Raw genomic sequence first — 17,148 nt, 5'->3', positions numbered from 1 at the left:
GGCGTTCATGTCCACAAACCTGGCGTAACGCTTATGCTGCATTTGTTCACTGGCCTGGATTTCCATACCGGCCTGATGTTAATTCTCGCATTGTTGTTCGTGCTGTTCTATGAGGCCATTAACGGCTTCCATGATACGGCCAATGCGGTCGCTACTGTAATTTATACCCGTGCTATGCGCTCGCAAATTGCGGTCGTCATGGCAGGCCTGTTCAACTTTCTTGGCGTGATGCTCGGCGGTTTGAGTGTTGCCTACGCCATTGTACACCTGCTACCAACCGATCTGTTGTTGAACGTCAGTTCAGCACACGGGTTAGCCATGGTCTTCTCCATGTTGTTGGCGGCAATTATCTGGAACCTCGGTACCTGGTATTTCGGGCTGCCGGCCTCCAGCTCCCACACCCTGATTGGCGCCATTATCGGTGTCGGCTTGACCAATGCGTTGGTGACCAACACCTCCGTAGTTGACGCGCTGAACGTGCCAAAAATGATCACCATTTTCCTGTCGCTCATCTTCTCCCCGCTGGTCGGGATGATGGTTGCCGGGCTGATGGTGTTTGTGCTGCGCCGTTATTGGAGCAATACCAAAAAACGTCAGCGCATTCATATGACTCCGGCGGAACGTGAGAAGGTCGATGGCAAACGTAAGCCACCGTTCTGGACGCGTATCGCTCTGATCCTGTCGGCTATCGGCGTGAGCTTCTCACACGGTGCCAACGATGGTCAGAAGGGTATCGGTCTGATTATGCTGGTGCTGATCGGCGTTGCTCCTGCAGGCTTCGTGCTCAATATGAGCGCGACAGGTTATGACATCACCCGTACTCGTGATGCCGTGAGCCACCTGCAGCAATTCTACCAACAACATGGCGATTCGCTGGCACATGTTGCCACACAGACGTCATTGGTTCCGGCACCTGAAAGTACGCCTGCCGCACCTAATCAGCCGGTAGAGTTCCACTGCGACAGTTCACGTGCCCTGATCGCCGTAGAGCGCTCCCTGGACCTGCTGAACAATCTGCAAAGCTACGATCAACTGACGGTAGACCAGCGCAGCCATCTGCGCCGCCTGCTGATGTGCGTCACGGAAACTGCGGATAAAGTGGCCAAGCTGCCGGAAACCTCAGTAGACGATCAACGTTTCCTGAAGAATCTGCGTTCAGACCTGCTGGAAACCGTTGAGTATGCACCAACCTGGATTATCGTAGCGGTAGCCTTGGCGCTGTCTCTCGGTACCATGGTGGGCTGGCGTCGTGTTGCGACGACTATCGGTGAGAAAATCGGTAAGAAAGGCATGACCTACGCTCAAGGGGTGTCGGCACAGATGACGGCCGCACTGTCGATTGGCGTGGCCAGCTACACCGGTATGCCAGTTTCCACGACCCACGTACTCTCTTCGGCGGTTGCCGGGACGATGATCGTGGACGGTGGTGGCGTACAGAGCAAAACCGTCAAAAACATCCTGCTGGCCTGGGTTCTGACCCTACCAGTCTCGATCCTGCTTTCCGGCGGCCTGTATTGGCTGGCGCTGAAACTGATCTGACGATTGCCTATCAAGACAATGGCGGCCAAATGGCCGCCATTTTTTTGCCCGGAAACTCTGGGCTTAATACCAGATTGCCAACGCCACCAGGCTGATAACCACCAGGCCACACAGCGAAGACGTCAGCACAAACTGGCTGCGTACACGCTGACAGCGGCGGATAAACTCCGGATCGTGATGCTCAACATAACGTTGCGTGAAGATATAGCGTACCAGACGTATCTGCTTGCTCGGCTGGCCGTGCGAAGTAAAGAACCCCCCGCCATCGACGTATTGATACAGTAACGGGTCGCAGCCGCGCAAAACAAAAAGCAGCGCACGCAGAGAAGAAAAATACCGGGCCATGTTAATCACACAGACCACACACAATGCCCAAAACAGCGCGATGGTACTAATCATGATTGCCCCCTCAAGGCGTTGCTATCCCGGCTACCCGCCGGGCCAACGGCCCTACTTCATACCTTATGCTGCCGGAGCCTTGGCTCCCATCCCCCTAGCACCTTACGGACCCGAAGATACCCACAACCTCTGGCCGCTTGGCAACGATCAGAGGAAATAAGTGGGGCCCACATTCACTAGTGTAGAATAATGAAACGCAAACAGATCCCGGTGCCGGATAAAATTTACAGTCAGGGCTAAATTGTTCATCTACCCACCCTGCACTCGAATAACAGACATGGGCTATACTTTGAGCAACAATGCTTATAATTCAAGCGCTCAAACGGCAGATAGCCGTATAAACCATAGGAATTTTTGCCCTGGCGGTGTAAAACGGGTGGGTAAACGTATAAACCGGGGTGATTGATGCGATGCAGTGTGATCGCCCCAACATATCACTGTGTTATCTGGATGGTACTATGCAGGTAAGGCGAAAACGCCAAGCTGGAACACTGAATGCCTGCCCCCTTTAATCGGCATTATATGGAAGGAGTATTCTCATGGCTTACAAACACATACTGATTGCGGTTGACCTATCACCGGAAAGCAAAATCCTGGTCGAGAAAGCGGTTTCAATGGCGCGGCCGTACAATGCCAAGGTCTCTCTGATCCACGTTGATGTAAATTATTCCGATCTGTATACCGGCCTGATCGACGTTAATCTCGGCGATATGCAAAAACGTATTTCCGAAGAAACCCACCATGCGTTAACCGAACTGTCGCAGAATGCGGGCTATCCAATCACCGAAACCCTGAGCGGCAGCGGCGATCTGGCGCAGGTGCTGGTTGATGCTATCAAGAAATACGATATGGACCTGGTGCTGTGCGGACACCACCAGGATTTCTGGAGCAAATTGATGTCCTCTGCGCGCCAGTTAATCAACACGGTACACATCGATATGCTGATCGTGCCGCTGCGCGACGAAGAAAAGTAAGTATTCGCTAACCTGTTTGACCAACGCCCGCCCTGCGCGGGCGTTTTTCATGATTCCCCGTTATTTATTGCTTGTTAATCAGCCACCCCACAGTGATATAGTCGAGGTAGACACAACATCCTCCCCAACTGTGAGACACATCATAAAAACAGGGGAACCAATATGCTAAACAGGAGCTATCCATGGAACAGGCTGTATCGCTAGAATCCTTTCTAAAATCCTTACAACGTCATAACTCGCACCAACCGGAATATCTGCAGGCAGTGCGCGAAGTCTTTACTTCTCTGTGGCCATTCATTGAACGTAACCCGCATTATCGTGACCACGCGCTGTTAGAACGCCTGGTAGAGCCTGAGCGTATCATTCAGTTTCGCGTCAGTTGGATCGACGATCAGGGTAAAGTTCAGGTCAACCGCGCCTACCGTATCCAGTTCAACTCCGCCATTGGGCCGTACAAAGGAGGGATGCGTTTCCACCCTTCGGTGAATACCTCCATCCTGAAGTTCCTCGGTTTTGAACAGACCTTCAAAAATGCCCTGACCACGCTGCCTATGGGCGGCGGCAAGGGTGGTTCAGACTTTGATCCAAAAGGTAAAAGTCAGGGCGAAGTCATGCGCTTCTGCCAATCGCTGATGACCGAACTATACCGCCACCTGGGTCCGGATACCGACGTGCCAGCCGGGGATATCGGCGTGGGTGGCCGCGAAGTTGGCTTTATGGCCGGCATGATGAAAAAGCTGTCCAACAACACCAGCTGCGTATTTACCGGTAAAGGCCTGTCGTTCGGCGGCAGTCTGATCCGCCCGGAAGCCACCGGTTACGGACTGGTTTACTTCACCGACTCCATGCTGCAACGCCATGGCCTGGGCTTTGAAGGGATGCGTGTCGCGGTTTCCGGCTCGGGTAACGTGGCGCAATATACCATTGAGAAAGCGTTGGAGCTGGATGCGCGAGTGATCACCGTTTCCGATTCCGGCGGTACCGTGGTGGATGAAGCGGGCTTCACCACTGAAAAACTGGCACATCTGGCCGAAATCAAGAACCAGCGCTATGGCCGGGTTGCCGATTACGCCCGCGAACGTGGCCTGACCTTCCTGGCTGGTGAAAGCCCGTGGAACGTGCCGGTAGATATTGCCCTGCCTTGCGCTACTCAGAACGAACTGGATCTGGAAGCCGCACAGGTGCTGATCCGCAACGGCGTCAAAGCCGTGGCCGAAGGTGCCAATATGCCAACCACCATCCAGGCTACCGATGCCTTCCTGGAAGCGGGTGTGCTGTTCGCACCGGGCAAAGCCGCCAACGCCGGTGGTGTTGCCACTTCCGGGCTGGAGATGGCACAAAACGCCGCGCGCCTTAACTGGCGGGCAGAGAAAGTGGATATCCGTTTACGTCATATCATGGCGGATATTCATCAGTCCTGCGTCGAATACGGCGGTGAAGGCAAGCAAACGCATTACGTGCACGGTGCCAACATTGCCGGGTTCGTCAAGATTGCCGATGCGATGCTGGCTCAGGGCGTGCTCTAACCTCCCCACGCCATGAAAAATGCCGGCATATCGCCGGCATTTTTTTGCCTTGTTAACCAAGGTGACTTCAGTTAATCGCTTCGATAATCACTATCTGGTCGTTCAAGCGCTGTTTGGCGACGGGATCGGTCACCGCCTGCGCCTGTTGTTGCAGCGCCGCAATCTGCTGCTTCATCGCTTGCGGATCCTTAAACAGCAGTCCTTTGACGTTGATGGAGGCCACGTTGCTATAACGGCCGTCATCGGTGGTCGGCACGCTGATTTTGCCGTCATTGAGCAACTGGTCCACAATCTTGCGCTCACGCTCGTACCCTTCCAGCCCCACCAACTTCCAACGCTGCATGGTTTTGCCCTGATACTCACCTTTCTTCACCTCGGTCAGATAACGGATGGTAAGATTACGTATCGTCCCAGCTTCCTCGCCAAATTCTGCCTTGGTATCTGACAGCACCGGGAACTGCATACCTTCCAGTACGCCGCCCTTCTGCGTCAGGTGGCCCATGCGATAGCTGTTCATCCCCAACTGGATCGGCGTGCTGTCGGTCACTGGCGTACCGTCGTTCAGCTTCAACTCGGTGATACGCTGCCCAACCGGTTGGCGCAGATCGATGGTATAGGTCACGCCATCAAAGAAGTCATTGGTCGAATACTTGGACGCCCGGCGCTGCGGGTTAAAGCTGTAGGTAACATCGCCATCATGCTGCTGATTGAAGTAGTCCGCTGACCACTCCATGTACTTTTTCAGCTCTTTACCGGTCAACTGGTAGACGGTGATTTCACCACCGGCATATTGATAGTTGAACGCGATATCCTTGGCGGTAATGGTGCCCACGTTCAGCTTCGGCTTATCATTATCAATCTGCAAGGCGATCACCTGCGCTTTGGGCGCATAGTGGCGAGCCGCTTCCTGGTACAGCGCGCTGATACCGGTATCCTGAATATGCACCTGCGAGATGCCTTTCACCGCGTCTGGCGGCACCAGATCCTGGCCGGTCAGTTGGGCAATCGGCCGGTTGGCGTTGGCACGCAGGATGGTATGGAATGGCTGATAGATCTCTTCGAGCTTTTTATCGGAGGTGACGCCTTTGATCGGATAGGTGTAGCTGTCTTTGTTGATCAGGACATATTTGCCGTTTTGCTGCTCAAATTGCAGATCGATGCGCGACAACGCGCGGCCATATTTGTCCGGCTCAGTGACGATCACGCCATTGATCACCTCTTTATCCACCTTAACGTGCATATGCCCGGCAACGATCGCTGCCAGTTCCGGGTTGGCCCGCGCGATATCGCCCACGCCGGTGCCTGGCCGCTGGTTCTCATTATCGATCCCCATATGGGCCACCAGCACGATGGCGTCCACCTGGCCGTGGATCTGCTGGATCACCGTTTTCACCGCCTGTACCGGATCGGTAAACGTCAGGCCATCGATGCGATCGGTGCCCTTGGCAAATTCCGCAGTCATCGGCGTATCCATGCCGATAATGCCAATCTTCACCCCTTGGCGCTCAACGATCTTATAAGCCGGTAGGTAAGGCTTGCCGCTGTCCCAAAAGATATTGCCCGCCAGCGCCGTTCCTTTGAACTGGTTGAGTGGGGTAGCCAGCGCCTTCAGGCCAAAATCGAACTCGTGGTTGCCCATCACCCATACGTCATAATCCAGCGCGTTAAAACCGAGGATCATCGGGCTGGTTTTGTCATTCTTGAAGGTTTCAACAAAGTTGCCCTGAATGGTGTCCCCGGCGTCAACCAGGATCACGTTCGGCTGTTGGGCACGCACTTTGTGCACCTGAGTGGCAATCTGGCTCAGGCTGCCCGCCAGGTTTTCGGTGTCGGTAGAGTAATCCCAAGGCACGAAGGTACCATGCAGATCGGAGGTACCCAGAATGGTGATATTTACCGGTTCAGCGGCCATGGCAGAGGTACTCAAGCAAAGCAGCAGGGAAAGCAGCGTCTTTTTCATCATGAAATTTCATTATAGTTGATTGTAATTAAACAGGATTATGAGACGTACATCTCAGCGTTACCAGTGAGATTACAGAATGAACACGGGAAATGTGAGGCAGTTCAATGAATTCCCCACTCCCAAAGGGCGAGGGAGCTGCAGCAGTGATAGGATTGAGTTGGGCAATTTCAGTGGCAAAGGCCGAAAAAATAAGCCAAATAGCGGCTCATTCGGTTCCCTCTCCTTGGGGAGAGGGTTAGGGTGAGGGGCTTTACAGCGGCATATAAATATCGAAACGGTGGTTCTTGGTCGTCGTCGCGGCATGAGCAGGAACATCAGCCAGCGGCGGAGCATAATCCGGGCGTTTCACCACAATCCGTTTGGTGGCGAGCCTGCGGGCCGGCTCCAGCAAACCATCGGCATCGTCATCACTGCCCACCAGCGACTGAAATACCCGCATCTCTTTTTTCACCAAGGCGCTTTTCTGCTTATGGGGATACATCGGGTCGAGATACACCACTTCCGGACGCGGGTCGAGATCGCTCAGCGCCGTCAGGCTGGAGGCATGCAGTAACGTCATACGCTCACGCAGCCAAGGACCAATCTCGGCGTCCTGATAGCCCCGTTGCAGACCGTCATCCAGCAAAGCGGCAACCACTGGATTGCGCTCCAGCATACGAACATGGCAACCCAGTGACGCCAACACAAACGCATCACGCCCCAATCCAGCCGTCGCATCTACCACGCTAGGCACATAGCGGCCCTTGATCCCGACCGCTTTGGCTACCGCTTCGCCACGGCCGCCGCCGAAACGCCGCCGATGGGCCATCGGGCCGCAAATAAAATCGACATAGATAGCGCCAAGCTTTGGCTCGTCCCGCTTACGCAGTTCCAAACGTTCTGGCGTTAGCGCCAGCGCCATCAATGCGTCCGGATCGGAGACCAGCTGCCAACGCTCGGCCAGAATAGACAAGGCGCCGGGGTCGGCGCCTTCTTCACACAATAAAAACACGCTCACTTGGCGGGTTACCCTTTAATACCGTAATGGCGCAGCATAGCATCCAGCTTCGGTTCACGGCCACGGAAGCGTTTGAACAATTCCATCGGCTCTTCGGAACCCCCGCGTGACAAGATGTTATCGAGGAAGGATTTACCGGTTTCGGCGTTAAAAATCCCTTCATCTTCAAAGCGCGAGTAGGCATCAGCCGACAACACTTCCGCCCACAGGTAGCTGTAGTAACCCGCCGCGTAACCACCAGCAAAGATATGGCTGAACGCATGTGGGAAACGGCCCCAGCTTGGCGAAGGTATCACTGCCACCATTTTCTTCACCTCAAACAAGGTTGGCAGGATCTGTGCCCCTTTCTCCGGGCTATATTCGGCATGCATACGGAAATCGAACAGGCCAAACTCCAACTGACGCAGGATAAACAGCGCCGCCTGATAATTTTTCGCCTCCAGCATTTTGTCCAGCAAGTCTTTCGGCAATGGCTCACCGGTCTGGAAGTGGCCCGAAATAAACGCCAATGCCTCCGGTTCCCAGCACCAGTTTTCCATAAACTGGCTTGGCAGCTCTACCGCATCCCAAGGCACACCGTTGATACCAGAGACCCCGGCGGTATCGATCTGCGTCAGCATGTGGTGCAGACCGTGGCCAAACTCATGGAACAGCGTGGTGACTTCGTTATGGGTAAACAGCGCCGGCTGGTCACCCAGCGGGCGGTTAAAGTTACAGGTCAGATAAGCCACCGGCTTTTGCAGTTCGCCATTGGCTTTGCGCAGGCTACCCACGCAGTCATCCATCCACGCACCACCGCGCTTGTTCTCACGGGCATACAAGTCCAGGTAGAAACTCCCACGCAGTTCGCCCTTGGCATCGAACAGATCAAAGAAACGCACTTCTGGATGCCAGGTATCGACACCTTGGCGTTCTTTGGCAGTGATGCCGTAAATACGGTTAACCACTTCAAACAGGCCTTCCAGCACGCGCTGTTCCGGGAAATAGGGGCGCAGTTGCTCATCGCTGATGGAGAACAGGTGTTGCTTCTGCTTTTCGCTGTAATAAGCCATGTCCCAGGCTTCCAGCACTTCCGCCCCATAATGCTCTTTGGCGAAAGCGCGTACCTGTGCCAGTTCCTGCTCTGCCTGCGGGCGAGCACGCTTGGCGAGATCGCTCAGGAAACCGAGCACCTGCTCCGGGCTTTCCGCCATCTTGGTCGCCAGCGATTTTTCTGCATAGCTGGCAAAGCCCAGCAGTTGTGCCAATTCATGGCGCAGCGCCAGCGTTTCCGCCATCACTTCGCTGTTATCCCATTTACCGGCATTTGGCCCCTGATCGGAGGCGCGGGTGGTAAAGGCACGATACATCTCTTCACGCAGCGCCTGGTTATCGGCATAGGTCATTACCGGCAAGTAGCTCGGCATGTCCAGCGTCAGCAACCAACCTTGCTGCTCTTTGGCCTGCGCCATCGCCTGGGCTTGGGCCAGCGCGCTTTCTGGCAGACCGCTCAGTTCGCTAACGTCGGTGATCAGTTTGCTCCAGCCCATGGTGGCGTCGAGCACGTTGTTGCTATAGGTCGAACCCAGCTCGGACAGACGCGCAACAATCTCGCCGTAGCGCTTTTGTTTTTCTACCGGCAGGCCAATGCCTGACAGCTCAAAGTCACGCAGGGCATTTTCTACCGACTTGCGCTGAGGCGTGGACAGATTGGCGAAATCGCTTCCCTCTTTCAGACTACGATAGGCCTGATACAGCCCCTCGTGCTGGCCCACCCAGGTACCGTACTCAGAAAGCAGCGGCAACGCCTGCTCGTAGGCTTCACGCAATTCCGGGCTGTTTTTAACCGAGTTCAGATGGTTGATAGGTGACCAGATACGCGACAGACGATCGTCACACTCAGCCAGTGGTTTGCACAGATTATCCCAGGTAAATGGCCCCGGTTGAGCAACCACCCGCTCGACCGCAGCGCGGCAATCCGCCAGGGCGGATGTCACCGCAGGGACGATATCTTCAGGGCGAATGGCAGAGAATGGCGGTAAGGCAAACGGTGTCAGCAACGGGTTGGTCATAGAGGAAGTCCTGATTAGGGTGGTTGGCCCGATGTGTACATCAGGCCAGACAAAAATAAACTTCTCTCTAACATGGTGCCATTCGGTGGGAAAATCAATGGTGATGCGTGGTATTCAGCCCGTTTTAGATTGAGTAGTGTTCAAGCGCACCCTATCTGTCATCTCCAGGATGAATTATCCTTACGGCTAATAATGTCCACGCCATAAAACCACCGAAGAAAGGCAAATACTCTGGGCGGCTGGTATATGATCATATCCATAGAACCCCCAGTGATAAGGGATATCCTTACGAGTTTATCTCCGCATCCCAGTTGATCCAGGACTTCTTTGAGAAGATGGATGATGCAATCGCAGCAAGAGAAAAGAGAGGGTCGGCGTAATGAAAGCACTGATCGGTGTCATGTCTGAAGAGCTCATTCGCAAGAGAACGCTAGCGATAGCCAAAGGTGATTACAAGCCCGAGCCAGGGGAACCAAAGGTTTGGTTTACCTCCATGATTGCTCTGGCACAAGTGCTAAGCAATGAGAATATCGCTTTGCTGCGACTGATGGACAAGCAAAAACCGGCAACACTCACGGAGTTGGCCGATCTCTCCGGGCGAAAAATCAGTAATCTGTCGGTTACCCTAAAAACGCTTAATTCACATGGCTTTGTCAGGCTGGAAAAAGACGGGCGTAGTGTTAGACCTGTGGCACTGTTTACCGACTTCGATATCCAGGTAAACCAAAAATATGCCACAATGCAGGCTCAGGAAGTCGCATAGTTTTAAGCCAGGTTTATCCAGGCTTTTTCACGTCGAGAACTCTCAACCTGCCAGAATAATGCTTTCGATAATAGTGCATTAAAATCAATCGGATAAAAATAAATGTTAAGTTACCGCCACAGTTTTCACGCCGGCAACCACGCCGACGTGCTCAAGCACACCGTTCAGAGCCTGATCATTGAGGCGCTGAAAGAAAAAGATAAGCCGCTGCTGTATCTGGATACCCACTCCGGTGCCGGGCGCTATCAGCTGAGCGGTGAGCACGCCGAACGCACCGGGGAATACCTGGAGGGTATCGGCCTGCTGTGGCAACGTGACGATCTGCCGGAAGAACTGGCTGCCTACATGAGCGTCGTCCATAACTTCAACCGTTCTGGCACCCTGCGTTACTACCCTGGTTCACCGCTGATCGCCCGCCAGTTGCTGCGCCCACAGGATAAGCTCCATCTGACCGAGCTGCATCCAAGCGACTTCCCGCTGCTGCGTAATGAATTCCAGAAAGACGAGCGCTCCAAGGTGCTGCGCGCCGACGGTTATCAGCAGTTAAAATCTCAGCTGCCGCCCGCATCACGCCGTGGCCTGATCCTGATGGACCCACCCTATGAGATGAAAACCGATTACCAAGACGTGGTGAAAGGGATTCAGGAAGGCTACAAGCGGTTTGCCACCGGCACCTATGCCCTGTGGTATCCGGTGGTGATGCGCCAGCAGATCAAACGCATGCTCAAAGAGCTGGAAGCGACCGGCATCCGCCGTATCCTGCAAATCGAACTGGCGGTGAAGCCCGACAGCGATCAACGCGGAATGACCGCCTCAGGCATGATCGTGATTAACCCACCTTGGAAACTGGAGCAGCAGATGAACAACGTGCTGCCATGGCTGCACAAGGTGCTGGTGCCGAGCGGCATTGGCCACCACCTGGTGAACTGGGTCGTGCCAGAATAAGTTCTTTGTTGGTCGCCCGCCTGGGCGACCAACCGCTGTTCCCTTCTCAATTCTCTCCCAATTTCACCCTTCCTTTTGCTTCGATCTTTTGCCGATCGGGATCACAGGCGAAAAATAACTGTTTGCTTATTTTAACTTTCGATTAGATGATGAATATCGAAAGATAACGTAACTAAAACCAGGAGACGCCGGTGTTCATCATTTCGACCCACAATATGCTGCAAAAGGCACAACAACAGGGCTATGCCGTACCGGCCTTTAACATCCATAACCTGGAAACCATGCAGGTGGTGGCAGAAACCGCCGCACAAATGCGTTCGCCGGTGATCCTGGCCGGCACGCCAGGCACCTATCTCTATGCAGGAACGGCCAATGTTGTCGCCATCGTCAAACAGCTGGCCGCCGAATACCGTATCCCGCTGGCTGTGCATCTGGATCACCATGAAACGCTGCAGGATATTGCAACCAAGGTGAATTCAGGGATCCGCTCGGCCATGATCGATGGCTCGCATCTGCCCTTTGCGGAAAATATTGCCCTGGTGCGGCAGGTGACCGAGTTTTGCCATCGCTATGATGTCAGCGTTGAGGCAGAGCTAGGGAGACTTGGCGGAGTGGAGGATGGCATCAGCGTTGATGCCAGGGATGCTCGCTATACCTCGCCGCAGCAGGCCGAGGAGTTTGTTCGCGCCACCGGCATCGATTCACTGGCGGTGGCAATTGGTACGGCTCACGGGCTCTATCAGGGCAAGCCGGAGCTGGATTTTATCCGCCTTGGGCAGATCCGCGACCGAGTCAGTATCCCTCTGGTATTGCACGGTGCATCGGGGTTGCCGGATGCTGATATTCAGCAGGCGATTCGATTGGGAGTATGCAAAGTGAACGTGGCAACGGAGCTGAAAATCGCCTTTTCCGATGCGCTGAAACAGCACTTGGCGGAACATCCGCAGGCCAACGATCCGCGTCACTATATGCAGCCCGCCAAGCTGGCGATGCAGCAGGTGGTGCAAAAGGTGATTCAGGTTTGTGGTTGTGAGGGTAGGCTTTAGGCTTTGCGACAATCCCCTCACCCCAACCTTGTGGGAGAGGGTTGGGGTGAGGGGGAAACTACACTTTCACTTTATTGCGAATGCCCTCTGCGCATTTGATTGAATAAACCTAATAACATGATTTTAAACACATAAATTTTATTCCCTCGCAATCACTCCCCATCACACTGAAAGTGCCGCCACGAAAAAATAGCGCTAAAGATTTCGATCTTGATCACGAATAATACAAAAGTGGATTGCTAACCTTTCGAAACATTACGATTATATTCGTAAGAAAACGGAGGGTAGCATGAAAAATATTATCGCAAGACACAAAGCCGGGGAGCCGATCGGGATCTGCTCTGTCTGTTCGGCGCACCCATTAGTGATTGAAGCCGCATTACGCCTGGATCTGCACAGCGATCGTCAGGTGCTGATCGAGGCCACTTCCAACCAGGTTAATCAGTTTGGCGGTTACACCGGTATGAAACCGGCGGATTTTCGGCAGTTTGTCTGCGATATCGCGGCAACCGTCGGCTTTCCGCTCTCCCGGCTGCTGTTAGGGGGCGACCATTTAGGCCCTAACTGTTGGCAAAACGAGCCCGCTGCCAGCGCAATGAAAAAGGCCGAAGTGCTGATCGCCGATTACGTCAAAGCCGGATTCAGCAAGATCCACCTGGATGCTTCCATGTCCTGTGCTGACGATCCGATCCCGCTGGATCCTCACGTCGTGGCAGAACGCGCCGCACGTCTGTGCCAAATCGCCGAACAGGTCGCCACCCCGGAGCAAAAACAACAGCTGACCTATGTGATCGGCACCGAAGTGCCGGTTCCTGGTGGGGAATCCTCCGCCATTGGCAGCGTACATATCACTCACGCGACGAATGCCGCCGACACGCTGGAAACTCATTATCAGGCGTTCCGCACGGCTGGCCTGGCAGCAGCCATCCCCAGGATCATCGCCGTGGTGGTGCAGCCAGGGGTTGAGTTCGACCACTCACAGGTGATCGCTTATCAACCGCAACTGGCGCGCGAGCTTTCCCAGTTCATTACCACCACGCCGCTGGTCTATGAGGCGCACTCTACCGATTACCAAACCCGGGAAGCCTATCAGCAACTGGTGCGCGATCACTTCGCCATTCTCAAGGTGGGGCCGGCCCTGACGTTCGCCCTGCGCGAAGCGGTATTTGCGCTGGCCAGCATTGAGCAGGCCCTGATCGCCCCGGAAAAACGCAGCCAGATCCTGGCGGTCATTGACGCAGTGATGCTCGATGAGCCGGATTACTGGAAAAAGTATTACCACCCGACGTTCAGCCGCTCGCTGATCGACCTGCATTTCAGCCTGTCGGACCGTATCCGCTACTACTGGCCTCACCCGCGTATCGCGCAGAGTATGACTACGCTACTGAATAATCTCGATCAGCAAGAGATCCCTGCTGGACTGCTGAGCCAATACTTCCCGCTGCAATATCAGCGCGTGATGGAACGCAAGCTGGCGAAACAGCCCCACGCGCTGATGATCGACAAAATTCAGGATGTGTTACGCGCTTATCGCTTCGGCTGTACCCCCGCAGAGCAAACCAAAAACGCCAAGGAGAGCGCCCATGCATAGCAGCCAACTGTTCGTTCGCACCGGCATCAGCTTTGCCGATGCGCAGCAGGCGCTGGAGCACATTGGCATCACCATGCTCAACGCCGGAGTGGTTCACAGCAGCTATCCGCAGGCGTTGCTGGTACGTGAGAACGCTTACCCCACCGGCATCGCCCTTGAGCAGCACGCGGTTGCCATCCCCCATTGTGAAGCGGAGCATGCACGCGCTCCGGCTATTTACCTGATCCGCCCTGACCAGGCCGTGCCCTTCGCACAGGCGGATGATGACGGCACGATCGACGTGGCTCTGATTATCGCGCTGATCGTTACCGACCCGGCGGCACAGTTGGTTTTACTGCGCACGCTGTTTGGCCAGTTGCAGCACCCCGAGTTTATCAATGCGCTGCTGACCGCCCCGGAAGACCAATTGGGCGATATTTTTGCCCAGCGGGTTTTCACTTCGCCCTCCCGACCACAACAAAAAGCACAATATGAAGGAGCCACACTGTGAAACGTAAAATTATCGTTGCCTGCGGCGGTGCCGTTGCCACCTCCACCATGGCCGCAGAAGAGATCAAAGAGCTGTGCGCGGAGCACAACATCGAGCTGGATTTGGTGCAGTGCCGCGTGACCGAGATTGAAACTTATATGGATGATGCCGATCTGATCTGCACCACCGCCCGCGTCGACCGGCAGTTTGGCGATATTCCATTGGTCCACGGCATGCCGTTTGTTTCCGGCGTGGGTATCGAGGCGCTGAAACAAAAAATACTGACCATTCTGACGGAGTAGCGGCCCATGTTTACCGACATCATGCGTTACATCCTCGATCTCGGCCCTACGGTGATGCTGCCCATTGTGATCATCATCTTCTCGCTGATTTTAGGGATGAAATTAGGAGATTCATTTAAATCCGGCATTCATATCGGCATCGGCTTCGTCGGTATCGGGCTGGTCATCGGTCTGATGCTGGACTCGATCGGCCCAGCGGCAAAATCGATGGCCGAGCAGTTCCAGATCAACCTGCACGTGGTGGATATCGGCTGGCCGGGTTCCTCACCGATGACCTGGGCCTCACAGATTGCCCTGATCGCCATCCCGGTGGCGATTGCGGTCAACATTGTGATGCTGCTGACGCGTATGACCCGCGTAGTTAACGTGGATATCTGGAACATCTGGCACATGACCTTTACCGGTGCCATGGTGCATCTGGCCACCGGTTCATACTGGCTGGGTATGCTGGGCGTGGTGGTACATGCCGCCTTCGTCTACAAACTGGGGGACTGGTTCGCCAAAGACACCCGCGACTTCTTCGGGCTGGAAGGGATTGCCATTCCGCACGGCACCTCCGCCTACATGGGGCCGATCGCCGTGCTGGTGGACACCATTATCGAGAAGATCCCTGGCCTGAACCGTATTCACTTCAGCGCCGACGACGTCCAGAAACGCTTTGGCCCGTTCGGCGAACCGGTGACCGTCGGCTTTGTGATGGGGCTGATCATCGGTGCGCTGGCCGGTTATGACCTGAAGGGCATTCTGCAACTGGCAGTAAAAACCGCGGCGGTGATGCTGTTGATGCCACGGGTGATCAAACCGATCATGGATGGCCTGACGCCAATCGCCAAGCATGCCCGTAAACGCCTGCAAGCGCGTTTTGGTGGCCAGGAGTTTCTTATCGGCCTCGATCCGGCACTGTTGCTGGGCCATACCGCCGTGGTCTCCGCCAGCCTGATCTTTATCCCGCTGACCATTCTGATCGCCGTGATCGTCCCGGGTAACCAGGTGCTGCCGTTTGGCGATCTGGCAACCATCGGCTTCTTTGTGGCGATCGCCGTCGCAGTGCATCAGGGCAACCTGTTCCGCACGCTGATCTCGGGCTTCATCATCATGAGCATCACGCTGTGGATCGCCACCCAAACCATCGGGCTGCATACCCAACTGGCTGCCAATGCCGGTGCCCTGAAAGCGGGCGGCGTCGTGGCTTCGATGGACCAAGGTGGCTCACCGATCACCTATCTGCTGATCCAGCTACTCACCTGGCAAAACGTGGTGGGTCTGGTGGTTATCGGCGTCATTTACGCCATCGGGGTGTTCCTCACCTGGCGCCGTGCCCGTCAATTTGCCCTGGCTGAGGCCAGCGCCAAACAACAGCAGGCTGCCCAAAGCCTCAACGCCATGTCCTGATCCTTCGGGGGAGATTACCTCCCCCCTCTTTATTTCTACGGAGTTCAAGTTATGCAATCAGTCGTGATCCACACGGAGGGAGAAGTGCGCGTTGAAGAACGCCCCGCCCCTGCCATTGAGGCCGCCGACGAGGTGTTGGTTCGGGTAGCCTATTCCGGGCTATGCGGTTCAGATATCCCCCGCATTTTCGCCAAGGGTGCGCATTTTTACCCGATTACCCTGGGGCATGAATTCAGTGGCCGAGTCGTGGCCTGCGGCGACGGGGTCACCGATCTGCGTGAGCATGATGCCGTGGCCTGCGTCCCTTTGTTACCGTGCTTTGACTGCCCGGAATGCCAGCGCCATTACTATTCGCTGTGCAAGCATTACCAGTTCGTCGGCTCACGCAGCCACGGCGGCAATGCGGAATTTATCGTGGTCAAACGCGCCAACCTGGTGAAATTGCCTGCCAACGTCAGTTTATTGCAGGGGGCGTTTATTGAGCCCATCACCGTCGGCCTGCATGCCATTCAGCTGGCCGGGGGCTGTCAGGATAAAGAGGTGATCATTATTGGGGCCGGAACCATCGGCCAACTGGCGATCCAGTGTGCCCGAGCGATGGGCGCGCGCAGCGTCACGGCAATCGATATCAATGACGACCGGCTTAAACTGGCACGCCAGATCGGCGCTGAAGAAGCGTTTAACAGCGCGGAACTTAGCCCCTCAGAGATAGCCGAACGCTTGCAGGAACGGCGCTTCGATCAGCTGATTCTGGAAACCGCCGGTACGCCGCAAACGGTCGGGCTGGCGCTGGATATCGCCGGGCCACGTGCACAAATCGCACTGGTGGGGACGCTGCATAAAGATCTGCATCTGTCTTACAGCACCTTTAGCCAGATCCTGCGCAAGGAGCTGACGCTGCTGGGCAGTTGGATGAACTATTCGGCTCCATGGCCGGGTGAAGAGTGGCAGCAGGCCATGAAGCTGTTCCAATCCGCGGAGCTGGCCCTGGAACCGTTGATTGCCAGCATCGATCGGCCACAACAATACGCACAAAGCGTTGCCGCGCTGGCCGGGAAGCCGATGCAGGGAAAAATCATGCTCAAGCTCGGCGAATAATGATATTTAGCCACTGGCTGCCCCGTGCAGCCAGTATTTTGCCTCAATTCCCCTCTCCTTGATCTTTATGCTCCCCTTTCATATCCCTTTCGC

The 17,148-nt window shown here is 55.1% G+C and carries 15 protein-coding genes; 11 read left to right on the top strand and 4 right to left on the bottom strand.

Annotated elements, in window-relative coordinates; translation table 11 throughout:
* Positions 1-33 precede the first annotated feature (33 nt).
* On the top strand, positions 34-1,539 hold the full coding sequence (pitA, locus tag ACRDCA_RS04020; protein ID WP_438688394.1) for an inorganic phosphate transporter PitA: 1,506 nt from the start codon (positions 34-36) through the stop codon (positions 1,537-1,539).
* A gap of 63 nt (positions 1,540-1,602) precedes the next feature.
* On the opposite strand, the gene uspB is transcribed toward pitA, so the two are convergent.
* The gene (gene uspB, locus ACRDCA_RS04015) at positions 1,603-1,938 is read right to left on the bottom strand and encodes a universal stress protein UspB (RefSeq protein WP_025119295.1); all 336 of its coding nucleotides are present in this window, start codon (positions 1,936-1,938) and stop codon (positions 1,603-1,605) included.
* A 539-nt stretch (positions 1,939-2,477) separates the two neighbouring features.
* On the opposite strand from uspB, the gene uspA reads away from it, so the two are divergent.
* On the top strand, positions 2,478-2,912 hold the full coding sequence (uspA, locus tag ACRDCA_RS04010) for a universal stress protein UspA (protein WP_021181773.1): 435 nt from the start codon (positions 2,478-2,480) through the stop codon (positions 2,910-2,912).
* A 182-nt stretch (positions 2,913-3,094) separates the two neighbouring features.
* The gene (gdhA, locus tag ACRDCA_RS04005; protein WP_025119296.1) at positions 3,095-4,438 is read left to right on the top strand and encodes an NADP-specific glutamate dehydrogenase; all 1,344 of its coding nucleotides are present in this window, start codon (positions 3,095-3,097) and stop codon (positions 4,436-4,438) included.
* Between the two features lie 67 nt (positions 4,439-4,505).
* On the opposite strand, the gene ACRDCA_RS04000 is transcribed toward gdhA, so the two are convergent.
* The 3 genes from ACRDCA_RS04000 to prlC form a co-directional block, all read right to left on the bottom strand.
* Positions 4,506-6,398, bottom strand: a complete 1,893-nt coding sequence (locus ACRDCA_RS04000) for a bifunctional metallophosphatase/5'-nucleotidase (RefSeq protein WP_438688496.1) — start codon at positions 6,396-6,398, stop codon at positions 4,506-4,508.
* A gap of 253 nt (positions 6,399-6,651) precedes the next feature.
* Positions 6,652-7,398 carry a 16S rRNA (guanine(1516)-N(2))-methyltransferase RsmJ gene (rsmJ, locus tag ACRDCA_RS03995; RefSeq protein WP_438688393.1) on the bottom strand — a complete coding sequence of 249 codons (747 nt, stop codon included), beginning with the start codon at positions 7,396-7,398 and terminating at the stop codon, positions 6,652-6,654.
* A gap of 8 nt (positions 7,399-7,406) precedes the next feature.
* Complete coding sequence (gene prlC, locus ACRDCA_RS03990; RefSeq protein WP_438688392.1) at positions 7,407-9,449, bottom strand: oligopeptidase A; 2,043 nt, start codon at positions 9,447-9,449, stop codon at positions 7,407-7,409.
* Positions 9,450-9,828: 379 nt separating this feature from the next.
* Here prlC and ACRDCA_RS03985 point away from each other — a divergent pair, with 379 nt between their 5' ends.
* The 8 genes from ACRDCA_RS03985 (at position 9,829) to gatD (ending at position 17,055) form a co-directional block, all read left to right on the top strand.
* Positions 9,829-10,212 (top strand): HVO_A0114 family putative DNA-binding protein, encoded by a 384-nt coding sequence (locus ACRDCA_RS03985; protein WP_438688391.1) that lies wholly within the window; start codon positions 9,829-9,831, stop codon positions 10,210-10,212.
* A 102-nt stretch (positions 10,213-10,314) separates the two neighbouring features.
* Entirely contained in the window at positions 10,315-11,157 is an 843-nt protein-coding gene (locus ACRDCA_RS03980; protein WP_438688390.1) for a 23S rRNA (adenine(2030)-N(6))-methyltransferase RlmJ, read from the top strand.
* Between the two features lie 191 nt (positions 11,158-11,348).
* A complete protein-coding gene (locus ACRDCA_RS03975) occupies positions 11,349-12,203 on the top strand; it encodes a tagatose bisphosphate family class II aldolase (protein WP_438688389.1) in 855 nt (284 codons plus the stop codon).
* A gap of 289 nt (positions 12,204-12,492) precedes the next feature.
* Positions 12,493-13,794, top strand: a complete 1,302-nt coding sequence (gene gatZ, locus ACRDCA_RS03970) for a tagatose-bisphosphate aldolase subunit GatZ (protein ID WP_438688388.1) — start codon at positions 12,493-12,495, stop codon at positions 13,792-13,794.
* On the top strand, positions 13,787-14,284 hold the full coding sequence (gene gatA / locus ACRDCA_RS03965) for a PTS galactitol transporter subunit IIA (protein WP_438688387.1): 498 nt from the start codon (positions 13,787-13,789) through the stop codon (positions 14,282-14,284). Before gatZ ends, gatA begins: the two co-directional genes overlap by 8 nt.
* Complete coding sequence (gene gatB / locus ACRDCA_RS03960; protein ID WP_438688386.1) at positions 14,281-14,565, top strand: PTS galactitol transporter subunit IIB; 285 nt, start codon at positions 14,281-14,283, stop codon at positions 14,563-14,565. Before gatA ends, gatB begins: the two co-directional genes overlap by 4 nt.
* A gap of 6 nt (positions 14,566-14,571) precedes the next feature.
* Entirely contained in the window at positions 14,572-15,957 is a 1,386-nt protein-coding gene (locus tag ACRDCA_RS03955) for a galactitol-specific PTS transporter subunit IIC (RefSeq protein ID WP_438688385.1), read from the top strand.
* 51 nt (positions 15,958-16,008) lie between these two features.
* The gene (gatD, locus tag ACRDCA_RS03950; RefSeq protein WP_438688384.1) at positions 16,009-17,055 is read left to right on the top strand and encodes a galactitol-1-phosphate 5-dehydrogenase; all 1,047 of its coding nucleotides are present in this window, start codon (positions 16,009-16,011) and stop codon (positions 17,053-17,055) included.
* Positions 17,056-17,148 lie beyond the last annotated feature (93 nt).

Source organism: Serratia sp. (in: enterobacteria), assembly GCF_051654945.1.
Lineage (GTDB): Bacteria > Pseudomonadota > Gammaproteobacteria > Enterobacterales > Enterobacteriaceae > Chania.
This window is presented reverse-complemented; position numbering and strand designations above follow the sequence as displayed.

Excerpts from the sequence above, each read along its gene's own strand:
- pitA (WP_438688394.1), top strand. The coding sequence starts at position 34 with ATGCTGCATTTGTTCACTGGCCTGGATTTCCATACCGGCCTGATGTTA.
- uspB (WP_025119295.1), bottom strand. The coding sequence starts at position 1,938 with ATGATTAGTACCATCGCGCTGTTTTGGGCATTGTGTGTGGTCTGTGTG.
- uspA (WP_021181773.1), top strand. The coding sequence starts at position 2,478 with ATGGCTTACAAACACATACTGATTGCGGTTGACCTATCACCGGAAAGC.
- gdhA (WP_025119296.1), top strand. The coding sequence starts at position 3,095 with ATGGAACAGGCTGTATCGCTAGAATCCTTTCTAAAATCCTTACAACGT.
- ACRDCA_RS04000 (WP_438688496.1), bottom strand. The coding sequence starts at position 6,398 with ATGAAAAAGACGCTGCTTTCCCTGCTGCTTTGCTTGAGTACCTCTGCC.
- prlC (WP_438688392.1), bottom strand. The coding sequence starts at position 9,449 with ATGACCAACCCGTTGCTGACACCGTTTGCCTTACCGCCATTCTCTGCC.
- ACRDCA_RS03985 (WP_438688391.1), top strand. The coding sequence starts at position 9,829 with ATGAAAGCACTGATCGGTGTCATGTCTGAAGAGCTCATTCGCAAGAGA.
- ACRDCA_RS03980 (WP_438688390.1), top strand. The coding sequence starts at position 10,315 with ATGTTAAGTTACCGCCACAGTTTTCACGCCGGCAACCACGCCGACGTG.
- gatZ (WP_438688388.1), top strand. The coding sequence starts at position 12,493 with ATGAAAAATATTATCGCAAGACACAAAGCCGGGGAGCCGATCGGGATC.
- gatA (WP_438688387.1), top strand. The coding sequence starts at position 13,787 with ATGCATAGCAGCCAACTGTTCGTTCGCACCGGCATCAGCTTTGCCGAT.
- ACRDCA_RS03955 (WP_438688385.1), top strand. The coding sequence starts at position 14,572 with ATGTTTACCGACATCATGCGTTACATCCTCGATCTCGGCCCTACGGTG.
- gatD (WP_438688384.1), top strand. The coding sequence starts at position 16,009 with ATGCAATCAGTCGTGATCCACACGGAGGGAGAAGTGCGCGTTGAAGAA.